The organism is Phaeobacter sp. B1627 (assembly GCF_006265095.1).
In the GTDB taxonomy this organism is placed as follows: Bacteria; Pseudomonadota; Alphaproteobacteria; order Rhodobacterales; family Rhodobacteraceae; genus Epibacterium.
The window spans coordinates 14,567-29,333 of record NZ_VCNK01000043.1 but is presented as its reverse complement, the minus strand read 5'-3'; the positions used below and the strand labels follow the sequence as shown (position 1 = coordinate 29,333).

Here is a 14,767-nt window from a genome sequence, read left to right as displayed (position 1 = left end):
GGCACACAGATGCCTTCGGGGGGGGTGGTTACATCATCAGAGCCCCATCGCCTGGTTCGAAATCTGCGTCGCTTTCGTCCTCTACACATTTCAAAGGGCGTCCATCGTCACGGCCTTGATCTTCGGTGGGTTGGCAATCGTGCACGATCAGTGAATCACATTTGCGACAGACATACGACGGTGCCCCTCAGAATCGGCGGCCGAACAGGCGCTCGTGGCGCGCGCGTTCTGCGTGGCGGTCATCATTCGGCGGCCTTCCGCCTGAGTGCGGCTGTTCGGCGCATGTTGTTGCGGTGCAATGCGCGTGAATTTGTTTCAGTTGCGTGAAATCGAATGGCCTGTGTCGATGCTGCCCTTGCGCGCGTGCCTGCGCGGGGGCACAGTGAGGGGGCAATACGAAAACAGGAGAGCCGTTTGGCCACAAGTGTTCTGCCCCCGTCCTCCGAGCACACCACAGCACCTGAAATGCTGTTGGAATTTCCTGACAATCGACTTCTGATAGAGCTATGCGGCGAATTTGACCGCAATCTCGCCGAAATCGAGCAGCGATTGGGCGTGCAAATCGTTCGTCGTGGAAATCAGCTGATCGTGCATGGAGAAATCGATCCGAGCCAGAAGGCGGTGGAGCTGCTGGAGGCTCTCTATGAGCGGCTGGAAGGCGGGCGCCCCGTGGAGCGCGCCGACATTGACCGCGAATTGCGGCTGGACCGATCTGATGAAGAGGTGGTTCCCGATAGCCAGATGGAGCTGTTCACCGGCGGCAAGGTCGAGATCAAGACGCGCAAAAAGCTGGTCGAGCCGCGCACCGATGCGCAAAAGGCCTATGTGAAGAACCTGTTCGAACATGAGATGGCTTTTGGTATCGGACCCGCAGGCACCGGCAAGACCTATCTTGCGGTGGCCGTTGGCGTGTCCATGTTCATCCAGGGATATGTGGACAAGATCATCCTCTGCCGTCCTGCGGTTGAAGCGGGGGAGCGTCTGGGCTTTTTGCCGGGCACCCAGGAGGAGAAGGTCGATCCCTATATGCAGCCCCTCTATGATGCGCTGAATGATTTCCTTCCGGGCAAACAGCTGGCAAAGCTGAAGGAAGAAAAAACTATTGAGATCGCTCCTTTGGCCTTCATGCGCGGGCGCACCCTGTCAAACGCCTATGTGGTGCTCGACGAGGCGCAGAACGCCACCACCATGCAGATGAAGATGTTCCTGACCCGATTGGGCGAAGGCTCGCGCATGGTGATCACAGGCGACCGTACGCAGGTCGATTTGCCGCGGGGCGTTCAATCCGGTCTGCGGGACGCGGAACGATTGCTGGCGCCGATCCCGAAGATTTCGTTCAACTACTTCACTTCGAAAGATGTGGTGCGTCATCCGTTGGTGGCCGCGATCATTGAGGCCTATGAAGCGGATGAACCGCCTGCATGATCTATCGGGTCAGACTTGCGCCCCTGCCTCAACCGATGGCGTGGGCGGATGGGGCAGATGCCTCCGGCGGAGGTATTTGGGAAAAGATGAAAGCGGATCACTCCGTGAGCGACAGCCGCATGAAAGCGCTTTGGGGATGCGGGCGATAATCGCCGAAGGCGGTGCCATACTGGTACCCAAGTGTCTCGTAGAGTGCCCGCGCCGGATCAAAGGCGGGCAGCAGTTCAGAGCCGGTTTCCAGCAGCATGTGCTGTGTTCCGGAGCGGATTGCAAAGTCATGCAGGGCCAGCATCAGCTGTTTCGCGATGCCGCGCCCCCGGGCGGATTGCGCAACATGCACCGATTTCACTTCCATTTGTCTGTTGCCAAGATCCTTGAGCGCGCCGCAGCCTACTGCAGTGTTGCCGTCGAATGCGGCAAAGAATTGGATGTCGGGCATCTGCAGCGCGTCGAGGTCGAGGCTGTGGCAGGCCTCGGGGGAGCTGATTGTCGAGGTGAAAGCCAGATGGGCCGTCAGCAGGGGCCGGACCACCGGAGAGGCTGGATTGGTTTGGCGGATGTCGAGGGGTGGTGGCATCGGGCAGATCCTCTTGCGCGGGTGTTGTGAAAGATCCTTTTTCTTTTGGTGGTGTCAAGCTATGGCGATGTCATGATACTTGATGTTGTGATTGAAGATAGCCGCTGGGGTGGCTTGGCGCTGAAGCAGCAGGCGACTGTTGCGGTTGAGGCGACGCTGTCATTGTTGGGCTATGGTGACGAGGACTGGGAGGTCACGGTGTTGGGCTGTGATGACGCCAGGATCGCAGAATTGAACGCGGAGTTTCGCGAGAAAGCCAAGGCGACCAATGTGTTGAGCTGGCCTGCACAGGCGTTGGGGGCTGAGGAGGACGGAGGCGCGCCGACCGCGCCGGAGATGGATTTCATGGGCGACGCCGCGCTGGGCGACATCGCGATATCCTATGATACCTGCATGGCGGAGGCCTCAGATGCAGGCCGGGATCCGCTGCATCACGTGTGCCATTTGCTTGTTCACGGAACGTTGCATCTTTTGGGATATGATCACATTCGTGACGGCGACGCCACGGTCATGGAAACTTTGGAGGTCGAGATACTTGGCAAACTGGGTATCCCTGACCCATATATCTTGCAGGACGGGTCGTGATGGACCTCTTTGGATTGGAAAAATGGGCGATATAGAAGGCAGTTCTAACGCAGCGCATGGCGCGCTGCAGAGCTTTGATGCGGTGGAACCGCGATTGAACGGAGGCGAGAGCCCCGGATTCCTGAGCAAGATTTTCGGGAGTTTTTCTCAATCTTCGGAGGACCTGCAACCTGAGACGGGGAGCGATGAGATACTTGCAGACCCGCCGCCGGGAATGATGAATCTCCGTCGTCTGCGGGTTGAGGACGTGGCCATTCCGACTGCGGAAATCGATGCGGTGCCGGTGACCATTTCGCGCGAGGAGCTGGTTCAGGTTTTCCGCGACACTGGCTTGACGCGCATTCCTGTCTACGAGGGGACGCTGGATACCCCGCTCGGGTTTGTTCACCTCAAGGACTTTGCCCTGACCCATGGTTTTGACTGCGAGGATAATACGTTCGACCTTGCGCATATGCTGCGCCAGCTCTTGTTCGTGCCGCCGTCCATGCCGATCGGCGTGTTGCTGACCAAGATGCAGGCGGAGCGGCGTCATATGGCGCTGGTGATTGATGAATATGGCGGTGTGGACGGTTTGTTGACCATCGAGGACCTGATTGAGCAGGTCGTCGGCGACATCGAGGATGAGCACGACAGCGGCGAGGATCAGACCTGGGTGCAGGAAAAGCCCGGCTGTTACGTCGCGCAGGCGCGTACTCCGCTGAGTGAATTCGAAAACGAGATTGGTATTCCGCTCACCCAGCACGAGGATGTGGACGGCGAGGAGATCGACACGCTCGGCGGGCTGGTTTTCATGCTGTCCGGGCGCGTTCCCGCCCGTGGTGAGGTGATACAGCATCCCGAAGGGCCGGAATTCGAAGTCATCGATGCAGATCCCCGGCGGATCAAGCGGTTGCGGGTGCGTTTGCCGGGTATTGCCGCGGAATGACGATGCCGCCTGTGCTCTGGCGGTTCGGCCCCTTCGGGCTGGGCTTTGGTGCGGGCGCATTGATGGCACAGGGGTTGGCGCCGGTAGCATTTGCCTGGGCGGGGCCATTGGCTCTCTATGTGGTTGCGGTCCTGTTTCGCGCAATCGGAACGGCCCAGCGCGCCGGATGGCTCGGCTGGGTCTTTGGTGCCGGGTATTTTTCAGTTGGCCTTTCGTGGATCACGGAGCCGTTTCAGGTCGATGCGGCGGCCCATGGCTGGATGGCGCCCTTTGCGCTTGTGGGGCTGGCGGGCGGTCTGGCGCTGTTTTGGGCCTTGGCATTCTGGTGCGCGGCGGGGCTTGCGCGCGGAGGGTGGTCTGTCGTGGCGCTTGTCGGGACGTGGAGCTTGGCGGAATTGGCCCGGGCTTACGTGCTGACAGGATTTCCCTGGGCGGGATTGGCGCAACTGGCACTGCCGGGTGATGTCGTCTTGCGGCTGGTGCCATGGGTGGGGGCGCAGGGGGCCGGGCTGCTCTTGCTGCTGTCGGTGCTCCCTCTCGTGTACCTGCGGCCTTCGCATGGGACGGCCTTGATCCCGGGGGCTGCCGTTGCGGTTCTGGCGATAGTGGCGGCGCCGCCTGATCCGAAGGACTTGCCACGGACCGACAAGACTGCGCGTCTGGTGCAGCCCAATGCACCGCAGGACGAAAAATGGCGTCCGGAAAAGCGCTGGCTTTTTGTCGACCGCATGCTCCAACTGACGGCTGCACGGGGCGATGGGGATGGGCGTGAAGGGACCGCAGTCGCGCGCCCGGATCTGGTGATCTGGCCGGAGACGGCGATCCCGACCTTGCAAAACCACATTGAGGATGTGACGCCAGCGCTGGTGGCGGCCGCAGGCGGGGCGGAGCTGCTGTATGGAATTCAGCGCGAGGAGAACGGTCGCTATTACAACTCCGCCGTGGTCATGAGTGCCGAGGGCGAGGCGCTCGACATCTATGACAAGGTGCATTTAGTGCCGTTTGGGGAGTATATGCCGCTCCCGTATGTTTGGGAGAGGCTCGGTGTCTTCGGCCTCGCGGCCCGCGCTGCAGCCGGCTACGCGCCCGGGGCGCGGCACAAGGTGCTGGAGACTTCGCTCGGCCGGGCGCTTCCGCTTATCTGCTACGAAGGTGTGTTTGCCCAGGATGTCGGCTCTGCACCGTCGCGACCGGACTTTCTGGTCCTCATGACCAATGACGCGTGGTTCGGCACCTACTCCGGTCCCTATCAGCATCTCGTTCAGGCACAGCTACGCGCGGCAGAGCAGGGACTGCCGATGTTGCGGGTGGCAAATACCGGGGTTTCCGCAATGATCGACCCCTATGGCCGCATCCGCGACTTCATTGGGCTCAACACATCCGGTTTCATCGACACCAATCTTCCCTTGCCCCTTCGGCCCACGTTTTACAGCCGCAGCGGTGACTGGCCTGTCCTGCTGACCGCGTTGCTGCTGGTCGTGGGAGCCACCCTGGCATGGCTGCGAAGAAAAACGCTGCGAATACTTGATTAACTCTGCTCAGATATTGATTGACCGGACAGACGGGGGCGCGTACTGCGGGCCGACTGTCGCCACAACGGCTTCCTGGCGTGGCGGTTTAACCTGAATGGAGCACTTTTCTCATGAGCCGCAAGAATTACACCTTCACCTCCGAATCCGTTTCCGAGGGCCACCCGGACAAGGTCTGTGACAGGATTTCCGATGCTGTCCTCGACGCTTTGATCGCCGAAGAACCCGAAGCGCGCGTCGCAGCCGAAACCTTCGCCACCACCAATCGGGTGGTGATCGGCGGCGAAGTGGGGCTGTCTGACCAGGCCAAGCTGAAGGACTACATGGGCCGGATCGAAGACATCACCCGGGCCTGCATCAAGGACATCGGCTATGAGCAGGACAAGTTTCACCACGAGACGGTTGAGATCACCAACCTGCTGCATGAGCAATCGGCGCATATCGCGCAGGGGGTGGATGCGGCCGGCGACAAGGATGAGGGTGCGGGCGATCAGGGCATCATGTTCGGCTTCGCCACCGATGAAACCGACGCTCTGATGCCTGCTCCGATCCAGTTCTCGCATGCAATCCTGCGGCGACTGGCGCAGGTGCGCAAAAACGGTACAGAGCCCGCATTGGGCCCGGATGCCAAATCGCAGATCTCGGTGCGCTATGAGGATGACAGGCCGGTAGAAGTCACCTCTCTTGTTCTGTCTACCCAGCATCTGGACGAGACGCTGACGTCGGCCGATATCCGCGCCATAGTGGAGCCCTACATCCGCGAGACGCTGCCTGAGGGATGGTTGACCGACAATACAATCTGGCACGTCAACCCCACCGGAAAATTTGTCATCGGCGGCCCGGATGGTGATGCGGGTCTGACCGGGCGAAAGATCATCGTTGACACATATGGCGGTGCCGCGCCGCACGGCGGCGGTGCATTCTCGGGCAAGGATCCGACCAAGGTTGACCGCTCCGCGGCCTATGCGGCGCGCTATCTCGCCAAGAATATCGTGGCTGCAGGTCTCGCGAATAAATGCACCCTTCAGCTTTCATACGCAATCGGTGTTGCCGCCCCCTTGTCGATCTACGTCAACACGCATGGAACAGGTTCTGTGCCGGACCAGGTGATCGAGGGGGCCGTGAGCAAGTGCATGGACCTGACGCCCCGGGGAATCCGGACTCAGTTGGGTCTCAACAAGCCAATCTATCAGCGGACTGCGGCCTATGGCCATTTTGGCCGTGCCCCTGATGCAGACGGCGGGTTCTCGTGGGAACGTACGGATCTGACAGCGGCATTGAAAAATGCTGTCTGACCTCGCAACGTCGGATCTGCTCGCGTGATAAAAGGCAGGGAATCCCTGCCTTTTTTGCCAATGTGTCCCGGCCTGCGGTGGCGGCTTTCAGGCCCGGCGGCCGACATCCCCCGCAAGCGCCCGGGGCACCAGCGCGTCCCGGGAAAACAATTTTGCACTGAAAATTTGCACTGAACGGCCCGGAGCCGCTATTGAGGTGCGGCGGCTGCATATTGAAAATGAGGTCTTGAATGGCTGGCATAGAACTGAGGCGCCAATTCGGGATGCTTTTCCTTGGGACATGTGCCGCCGTCTCATTGGCCCGCGCAGATGCGGTGGCTGCGGGCAACAACCGCCTGTATGTCACCGGAACGCTCCTCGTCTACGACACGGAAACCGGCGAGGATACACCGCCAGGAGAAATCGTCGTCGAGGATATAGATGCGTTTCGCGCGCTTCTGAAAGCGCACCCCGATGTGACCGAGGTGCAGCTCCACTCCGGCGGTGGCAGTGTCTACGCCAGTTCCGAGATCGCCTGGATCGTCACGGACTACGGTCTGGACACAACCGTTCAGGGGGAATGCGTAAGCGCCTGTGTCGATATTTTTCTTGCCGGTGCCCGGAGGCAGATGACGCTGGGATCAAAGATCGGCTTCCACCGCCGTTCGTGGTCGCCGGAGTCGGTCGAGAGCTACTACGACGATCTGCGCGAGAGCCGCGGGTGGGACACGCCCTTTGTCTTTGGCTCGTGGATTTACGAGGATACGCAGCGCGAGATGCATGACTATCTGAAATATATGGTGGAGCGCGGCGTCGAGCCGGGATTTGCCATTCAGACCTTGCAGATGGACTCCGGGGACGAATGGTATCCATCGCGCCGCAAGCTGGTCGCGGCGGGCGTGCTGCGCGACAAGACCCCATAAAACAGGCCTTCTCGGGGGCGCACCCCGCCCGCTGTCCTGCCCTGTGCCCCGCAATGGCGCGAACCTGGCGCAGAGCTTCGTGGCTTGACCTCCGGCCTGTGCTGCGGCAGAGGGGACGCGATTTTCGCGCAGGCTTGGCAATCACGCGGCCTGAGGCATTTTGACCAAAAGGGACCCGTTCCAGATGTCCGATGATGACGCCCGCCCGACGCGCGCCCCCCAGCCCGGAACCGGTCCGGATATTGATGGCAAACATGCCTCTGGCGCCCCCTGGCGCAACTTCTACGGCCGTTTCAAAGGCAAGACGCTGAAACCGAATCAGGAGCGCTATCTTGATGAGGATCTGCCGCGTCTCAGTCCCGGCGCCGTAGGCTGGGATGAAAACCCGCACCGGGAGCCTCTCGATCTGGACAGTCTGTTTGGCAACCGCGATATCTGGCTTGAGATCGGGTTCGGCGGCGGCGAGCATCTGGTGCACCAGGCAGAAAGCAACCCGAACGTCGGCATCATCGGAGCGGAGCCATATATCAACGGCATCGCAATGCTGTTGGGGAAACTGCGCCGTTCAGAGGCGACCAATGTCCGCGTGCACCCGGGCGATGCCCGCGACTTGATGGATGTGATCCCGGCAGGGGCGCTGTCGCGCGCTTTCCTGCTCTACCCCGACCCCTGGCCCAAGGCGCGTCACCATCGCCGCCGGTTCGTGACCCAGGACCATCTGGCGCCTCTTGCGCGGGCGCTGAAGCCCGGCGCGATCTTCCGCGTCGCCACGGACATTCCGGACTATGTGCGCCAGACTTTGGAAGAAGTCCCGAAGGCCGGTTTCGAGTGGTTGGCTGAGGGCCCGCAGGACTGGCGCCAGCCGTGGCAGGACTGGATCTCGACGAGATATGAACAAAAGGCCCTTCGCGAAGGGCGTACACCGCATTATCTGACCTTTCGCAGATCCGGTTGACCTGTCCGGGCGCGGCTCGGGATTTCATCTTTTCGAAAATACCTCGGAGCGCGAGGCAGCGCCTCGCTTTCTGCCTTTGTGAACATGCCACCACGGCAATGCCCTAGGTCTCACCGGGGCCCTGGGGGGCCAGGGGGTCCGTCGGATCCGGCAGAAGGCCCGGCAGCGCGTGGGCTGCAGAATGTCAGGTGGCGTTGAGCCGATCGAAGGAGCTTGATGATGGACGCAGCCTGCGTCATGCGCTAACAGCCTTTCGACCATCTTCTGAAGAGGAAACCCCATGTCCGGTCACGGCACGCCCATTCCTATGACCTCCCGCCGCGCAGGCCCGCTCAAGGGCGTGGCAAATGTGCCAGGGGATAAATCCATTTCTCACCGGTCACTGATTCTCGGCGCCATGGCGGTGGGCGAAACCCGCATCACTGGCCTCCTCGAAGGAGAGGACGTGCTGGACACCGCAAAAGCGATGCAGGCCTTTGGAGCCGAGGTGATCAACCACGGCGGTGGCGAGTGGTCGGTCTTCGGGGTCGGGGTCGGGGGCTTTGGTGAGCCGGAAAACGTGATCGACTGCGGCAACTCCGGCACCGGTGTGCGGTTGATCATGGGCGCCATGGCAACCTCTCCGATCACGGCCACCTTTACCGGCGATGCTTCATTGAACAAACGCCCCATGGCGCGGGTCACCGATCCGCTGGCACTGTTTGGCGCCCGCTCTGTCGGCCGCGACGGGGGGCGTCTGCCGATGACCATCGTCGGGGCTGCGGATCCGGTGCCGGTGCGCTACACCGTTCCTGTCCCCTCGGCGCAGGTGAAATCGGCGGTGTTGCTGGCAGGTCTCAACGCTCCGGGCAAGACAGTTGTGATCGAGCGCGAGGCCACACGCGACCATTCTGAGCGGATGCTGGCGGGATTTGGTGCCGAGGTCACGGTTGAGGACACCGACGAGGGACGTGTTATCACGCTGACCGGCCGGCCCGAACTGAAACCGCAGGTCATCGCGGTGCCCCGCGATCCCTCCTCGGCGGCCTTTCCTGTCTGTGCCGCGCTGGTGACGCCCGGTTCGGACGTGCTGGTGCCGGGGATCGGTCTCAACCCGACCCGTGCGGGCCTCTTTGCGACCCTGCGCGATATGGGCGCGGATCTGACCTATGAGAACGAGCGCGAGGAGGGCGGCGAGCCGGTGGCTGATCTGCGGGCCAGATACTCCCCCGATATGCGCGGCATTGAAGTTCCTCCGCAGCGCGCGGCGTCGATGATCGATGAGTACCCAGTTCTTTCGGTTGTGGCCGCATTTGCCAGGGGCACAACCCTGATGGCGGGTGTGAAAGAGCTGCGCGTTAAGGAAAGTGACCGTATCGATGCAATGGCCCGGGGCCTGCGGGCCAATGGCGTCACCGTCGAGGAAGGCGAGGACTGGTGGAGCGTGGAGGGCTGTGGCCCGGATAATGTCCCGGGTGGTCAAACCTGCGAGAGCTTTCTGGATCACCGTATCGCCATGTCGTTCATGGTGATGGGCATGGGGGCGCAAAATCCGGTTTCTGTCGATGATGGCACCCCCATTGCCACTTCTTTTCCGATCTTTGAGCGGCTGATGGGGGATCTGGGCGCGCAAATCAGCCGGGACAATAGCTGATCCGCAGGATCTGCGCCGGGAGAATGCTTCTCAGGCCGGGGTTGACCGCTCGGCGGGGCGGCCGCGTGACAGGCGTGCGCTTGCAGATTAAAACGGGTATAAACACAGCATAAAACGCCTGTCGGTCCGGCAGGTAGCGGATGAAGGAAAGTCGGAGACCCATGGCCTTTACGATTGCAATCGACGGGCCCGCAGCGGCGGGCAAGGGAACCATCTCCAAAGCGGTGTCGGAGCATTTTGGCTTTGGTCATCTCGACACGGGGCTGCTGTACCGGGCGGTCGGCGCCCGGATGCTGGATGGTGCGGAGCCGGTGAGCGCTGCCGAAACCCTCGAGGTGGTCGATCTGGAGCGCGATGATCTGCGGACAGTGGCGGTCGCGCAGGCCGCCTCGAAGGTCGCGGTCATCGCGGGGGTGCGGGCGGCCTTGGTAGATTTTCAACGCGCATTTGCCCGCCGGGCCGGAGGCGCAGTGATGGACGGGCGTGATATCGGCACTGTGATCTGCCCTGAGGCCGAGGTGAAATTATTTGTGACGGCCAGTGCCGAGGTGCGCGCGAGACGGCGGTTCCTGGAGCTGACGGCCAAAGGGAGTGTCCTCACCTTGGACGAGGTTCTGGCCGATGTCCGCGCCCGCGACGAACGTGACATGACCCGGGCCGAAGCGCCTTTGAAACCTGCGGATGACGCAATCCTGATCGATACAAGCACCCTGAGCATCGACGACGCGGTCGCCCGCGCCATTGCGGAAGTGACTGCCCGGCTAGGATAATCCGCGCAGCAGCCCGGCGAATTGTGGCCTGCGCGCAAAACACCACCAATTCTGGCCAGAGATGGAGGCAGGAGCGGCAGTTGGCCTCTACGGTTGCGTTGATCCCGGGTTATTTAACTTGAACTGTTTAGTTTAGTTGCTATGTCAGCGGAAGCATGGACATTCCCGAAAGGACTCCCCTGAAATGTTTCTGGACAAGCTGAACTGGCGCTATGCCACCAAGAAAATGGATCCCACGAAACCTGTCGCCGAAGACAAGGTGGCACAGATCGTCGAGGCGATCCGGATGGCGCCGACCTCCAGTGGCGTGCAGCCGTTCGAACTGCTGGTGATCCGCAACAAGGCGCTGCGCGAGAAGATCCGTCCCGTGTCTTGGGATCAGGCCCAGATCACCGATGGCTCGCACCTGTTGGTTTTTGCCGCATGGGACAACTACACGGCCGAACGCATCGATGCGGTTGTCGAGCAGCTGGTCGAGGAACGCGGCCCCTCCGAAATGCTGCAGGGCTATTATGACAACTTGAAAGCGATGTATCTGCCGCGCGCGGCTGAGGTCAACTATGCCCATGCGGCGCGTCAGGCCTACATCGCGCTTGGCTTCGCACTGGCGGCCGCTGCAGAGCTGGAAGTGGACAGCACCCCGATGGAAGGCTTCGATCCCGAGCAGGTGGATGAAATCCTCGGCCTGAAGGAAAAAGGTCTGCGCTCGGTCGTTCTGCTGCCTTTGGGATATCGCGCGGAAGAGGGCGATTGGCTGCTGCCGATGAAAAAGGTCCGCAAATCCAAGGCGGCGCTGGTCACTGAGATCGACTGATCCTCGCGACTGCAACCGGGGGGAGGGCAGTCGGCTCTGCCCCCGGCGATGACATTGTTGATGCGCCGGGCTGGCAGGTCGGCATGCCAGAGTTCAAGACCCCTTGCCAGCAGGGCCGGAACCCCCTATACAGCGCCTTGTCAACAGAGATGCGAAAACGCACCAAGACAGACTGAGCAGGGTCGGGGCATACCTCGGCCCTTTGTGTTTGTTTGTGCCCGGGCTGTCAGCGCATCGCCTCTCGTCCGACCAACCCATCTAAGACCGGCGGAGACAACCGCATGGCCAGAAAAACCGATTTGTAAAGGAAACCTGAGACCACATGGCTCAAAACACATCGATGGAGGAATTCGAAGCCCTCCTGCAAGAAAGCTTCGAAATGGACACCCCCGAAGAGGGTTCCGTAGTTAAAGGCAAGATCATCGCCATCGAGGCGGGTCAGGCCATCATCGACGTCGGCTACAAAATGGAAGGCCGCGTTGAGCTCAAAGAATTCGCAAATCCTGGTGAAGCGGCTGAAGTCTCCGTTGGTGACGAAGTCGAAGTGTACCTGCGCGCGGCTGAAAACGCCCGTGGCGAAGCTGTTATCTCCCGCGAGATGGCGCGCCGCGAAGAAGCATGGGACCGCCTGGAAAAAGCCTACGCAGACGATCAGCGCGTCGAAGGCGCGATCTTCGGCCGCGTCAAAGGTGGCTTCACGGTCGACCTCGGCGGTGCCGTGGCCTTCCTGCCCGGTTCGCAAGTTGACGTCCGCCCCGTGCGTGACGCAGGCCCGCTGATGGGTCTGAAGCAGCCGTTCCAGATCCTCAAGATGGACCGTCGTCGTGGCAACATCGTTGTGTCCCGTCGTGCGATCCTCGAAGAGTCCCGCGCCGAGCAGCGTGCCGAAGTTATCGGCAACCTGACCGAAGGCCAGGCCGTCGAGGGCGTTGTCAAGAACATCACCGAATACGGTGCGTTTGTTGACCTGGGCGGTGTGGACGGGCTGTTGCACGTCACCGACATGGCATGGCGCCGTGTGAACCACCCCTCCGAGATTCTGGCGATCGGCGAAACCGTCAAGGTTCAGGTCATCAAGATCAACAAAGAGACCCACCGTATCTCCCTCGGCATGAAACAGCTGCAGGACGATCCGTGGGATCTGGTTGGTGCCAAGTACCCGCTGGCCTCCGTGCACAAGGGTCGCGTCACCAACATCACCGATTACGGTGCATTTGTTGAGCTGGAGCCCGGTGTCGAAGGTCTGGTCCACGTCTCCGAGATGTCCTGGACCAAGAAGAACGTACACCCCGGCAAGATCGTTTCCACCTCGCAGGAAGTGGACGTCATGGTTCTGGAAATCGACGGCGCCAAGCGTCGCGTGTCTCTGGGCCTGAAGCAGACCATGCGCAACCCATGGGAAGTGTTTGCAGAAACACACCCCGAGGGCACTCAGGTCGAAGGCGAAGTCAAGAACATCACCGAATTCGGTCTGTTCATTGGTCTCGACGGCGACATCGACGGCATGGTTCACCTCTCCGACCTCAGCTGGGACGAGCGTGGCGAAGAAGCGATCCAGAACTACCGCAAAGGCGACATGGTTTCGGCCGTTGTCTCTGAAGTGGACGTCGAGAAGGAGCGTATCTCGCTCTCCATCAAGGCGCTGGGTGGTGACAAGTTCGCAGATGCCGTTGGCGGCGTGAAGCGTGGTTCCATCGTGACCGTCGAAGTGACCGCGATCGAAGACGGTGGCATCGAAGTGGAATACGAGGGCATGAAGTCCTTCATCCGCCGCTCCGACCTGTCCCGTGACCGTGCGGACCAACGCCCCGAGCGTTTCTCTGTTGCGGACAAGATCGACGTGCGCGTCACCAACATCGACAGCAAGACCCGTCGTCTGGGTCTGTCGATCAAGGCTCGTGAGATCGCAGAAGAGAAAGAGGCCGTCGAACAGTATGGCTCCTCCGACTCGGGCGCGTCCCTCGGCGATATCCTGGGTGCAGCGCTGAAAACCGGCGACTGATCCCTTCGGATTTTCGAAACAAGAAAGGGCCCCGCAGGATCAATCCTGCGGGGCCCTTTTCATGCAGACTGCACCGGGCGGAAACGCTGCGGGCGAGAGGTCCGATCACAACGCCTGTATTCGGGGCTTGATCTGGCCGGGCATTTTCAGGAATGGTGTGAGGATTGCGACCGATCACATCCGGAGTTTCCATGCGCGCTTGTGTCCTGTTTTCCATGCTCGCCAGCCTCAGCGCCTGTGCCTCATCTGTGGATCCGCGCCATCTGGATGTGCAATTTTCCCGCTCCGGAGCTGGCTACGACGTCAGCGGGCGGTATGGCCCGGGGTGGTCCGAGGGCGATGTCCGGGGCGAAGTCGAACGCCGCTGCCATGCGAAATCGATGGCTCTCAGACGTTTTGCCGGGCTGCAATACTCTGAAAGTCGCGGGACAGGGTTCTCCGCATATTGTGGCAAGGCGGGCTGAGATGGATATTTCGGCACCTCAACGAAGGCTTGCGAATCAATGGCTTCGCTCTTTCGATGATTCCCGGCGAAACGCTCGTTCTTCAGGCAATGAGGCCGTGCTGCATCGCGGAAAGTCGGCGCTGCTTTGCTCAAATACCGCAGAAGCGACAGATTTCCCCCACGGAGGTCTTTGTAACCTGTTTCCGCAGAACAGTTTTCTTCCTATAGTTACTCTACTCTTAAGTTCAAACGCGGCTTTGGGAGGGCCCCACATATGATCCGTTCGGAACTGATCCAGAAGATTGCAGACGAAAACCCGCACCTGTATCAGCGTGATGTGGAGCGGATCGTCAATACGGTCTTTGAGGAGGTCACTGATGCTATGTCACGCGGTGACCGGGTCGAGCTGCGCGGCTTTGGCGCTTTTTCGGTCAAAAAGCGTGACTCCCGCGTCGGGCGCAATCCACGTACCGGCGAAACGGTGAACGTGGAAGAAAAGCATGTTCCTTTCTTCAAGACGGGCAAGTTGCTCCGGGATCGCCTGAACGGAAAAGAGTAAATGCGTTACATTCGCTATCTTGTCTGGGGCGTGCTCGCTCTTGTTTTGGTGTCGGTGAGCCTCGCCAACCGCGGGAACGTCACGCTAAAGCTGATGCCGGAGGCTTTGGCGGAGCTGGCAAAGTTCAATCTCACCATGACCTTGCCCCTGTTCGCTGTGGTCCTTGGCGGCATCGCCATAGGTGTCGCGCTGGGCTATGTTTTGGAGTATCTGCGCGAGCATAAGCACCGCCGTGAAGCCCGTATTCGGCAGGGTGAGGTGAAGAAGCTGTCGCGTGAGGTCAAGAAACTGAAACGCCAAAAGCACGAGGGCAAGGACGAGGTCCTGGCGCTGCTCGAAGACGCATCCTGA

Annotated in this window: 15 protein-coding genes and 1 riboswitch; of the genes, 14 read left to right on the top strand and 1 reads right to left on the bottom strand. The window is 60.7% G+C overall.

The features are described 5' to 3' along the window. Nucleotides 1-465: 465 nt before the first annotated feature. Complete coding sequence (locus tag FGE21_RS18410; RefSeq protein WP_139664879.1) at nucleotides 466-1,425, top strand: PhoH family protein; 960 nt, start codon at nucleotides 466-468, stop codon at nucleotides 1,423-1,425. Nucleotides 1,426-1,522: 97 nt separating this feature from the next. On the opposite strand, the gene FGE21_RS18405 is transcribed toward FGE21_RS18410, so the two are convergent. Next, nucleotides 1,523-2,002: a GNAT family N-acetyltransferase gene (locus FGE21_RS18405; protein ID WP_139664875.1), complete on the bottom strand. Its 480-nt coding sequence runs from the start codon at nucleotides 2,000-2,002 to the stop codon at nucleotides 1,523-1,525. 72 nt (nucleotides 2,003-2,074) lie between these two features. Between FGE21_RS18405 and ybeY the strand changes: the two genes are divergently transcribed. The 13 genes from ybeY (at nucleotide 2,075) to FGE21_RS18340 (ending at nucleotide 14,767) form a co-directional block, all read left to right on the top strand. Next, the gene (ybeY, locus tag FGE21_RS18400) at nucleotides 2,075-2,587 is read left to right on the top strand and encodes an rRNA maturation RNase YbeY (protein ID WP_139664874.1); all 513 of its coding nucleotides are present in this window, start codon (nucleotides 2,075-2,077) and stop codon (nucleotides 2,585-2,587) included. Nucleotides 2,588-2,609: 22 nt separating this feature from the next. After that, on the top strand, nucleotides 2,610-3,512 hold the full coding sequence (locus tag FGE21_RS18395) for a hemolysin family protein (protein WP_139664873.1): 903 nt from the start codon (nucleotides 2,610-2,612) through the stop codon (nucleotides 3,510-3,512). Continuing rightward, nucleotides 3,509-5,044: an apolipoprotein N-acyltransferase gene (gene lnt / locus FGE21_RS18390; protein ID WP_139664872.1), complete on the top strand. Its 1,536-nt coding sequence runs from the start codon at nucleotides 3,509-3,511 to the stop codon at nucleotides 5,042-5,044. The genes FGE21_RS18395 and lnt overlap by 4 nt, the downstream gene beginning before the upstream one ends. A 53-nt stretch (nucleotides 5,045-5,097) precedes the next feature. Beyond that, a riboswitch (SAM-SAH riboswitch) is annotated at nucleotides 5,098-5,146 on the top strand. Nucleotides 5,147-5,154: 8 nt separating this feature from the next. Further along, nucleotides 5,155-6,336, top strand: coding sequence for a methionine adenosyltransferase (gene metK, locus FGE21_RS18385; RefSeq protein ID WP_139664871.1), 1,182 nt, complete (start codon nucleotides 5,155-5,157; stop codon nucleotides 6,334-6,336). 230 nt (nucleotides 6,337-6,566) lie between these two features. After that, nucleotides 6,567-7,238: a hypothetical protein gene (locus FGE21_RS18380; protein ID WP_370285813.1), complete on the top strand. Its 672-nt coding sequence runs from the start codon at nucleotides 6,567-6,569 to the stop codon at nucleotides 7,236-7,238. Nucleotides 7,239-7,422: 184 nt separating this feature from the next. Then, nucleotides 7,423-8,193, top strand: a complete 771-nt coding sequence (locus tag FGE21_RS18375) for a tRNA (guanosine(46)-N(7))-methyltransferase TrmB (protein ID WP_139664870.1) — start codon at nucleotides 7,423-7,425, stop codon at nucleotides 8,191-8,193. Nucleotides 8,194-8,473: 280 nt separating this feature from the next. Continuing rightward, on the top strand, nucleotides 8,474-9,826 hold the full coding sequence (gene aroA, locus FGE21_RS18370) for a 3-phosphoshikimate 1-carboxyvinyltransferase (protein ID WP_139664869.1): 1,353 nt from the start codon (nucleotides 8,474-8,476) through the stop codon (nucleotides 9,824-9,826). Nucleotides 9,827-9,987: 161 nt separating this feature from the next. Next, a complete protein-coding gene (cmk, locus tag FGE21_RS18365) occupies nucleotides 9,988-10,596 on the top strand; it encodes a (d)CMP kinase (RefSeq protein ID WP_139664868.1) in 609 nt (202 codons plus the stop codon). A 184-nt stretch (nucleotides 10,597-10,780) separates the two neighbouring features. Then, entirely contained in the window at nucleotides 10,781-11,410 is a 630-nt protein-coding gene (locus FGE21_RS18360) for an NAD(P)H-dependent oxidoreductase (protein ID WP_139664867.1), read from the top strand. A 322-nt stretch (nucleotides 11,411-11,732) separates the two neighbouring features. Next, on the top strand, nucleotides 11,733-13,412 hold the full coding sequence (rpsA, locus tag FGE21_RS18355) for a 30S ribosomal protein S1 (RefSeq protein ID WP_139664866.1): 1,680 nt from the start codon (nucleotides 11,733-11,735) through the stop codon (nucleotides 13,410-13,412). 191 nt (nucleotides 13,413-13,603) lie between these two features. Further along, a complete protein-coding gene (locus tag FGE21_RS18350; RefSeq protein ID WP_139664865.1) occupies nucleotides 13,604-13,876 on the top strand; it encodes a hypothetical protein in 273 nt (90 codons plus the stop codon). 255 nt (nucleotides 13,877-14,131) lie between these two features. Continuing rightward, nucleotides 14,132-14,416 (top strand): integration host factor subunit beta, encoded by a 285-nt coding sequence (gene ihfB / locus FGE21_RS18345; RefSeq protein ID WP_139664864.1) that lies wholly within the window; start codon nucleotides 14,132-14,134, stop codon nucleotides 14,414-14,416. Beyond that, nucleotides 14,417-14,767 carry a LapA family protein gene (locus FGE21_RS18340; RefSeq protein ID WP_139664863.1) on the top strand — a complete coding sequence of 117 codons (351 nt, stop codon included), beginning with the start codon at nucleotides 14,417-14,419 and terminating at the stop codon, nucleotides 14,765-14,767.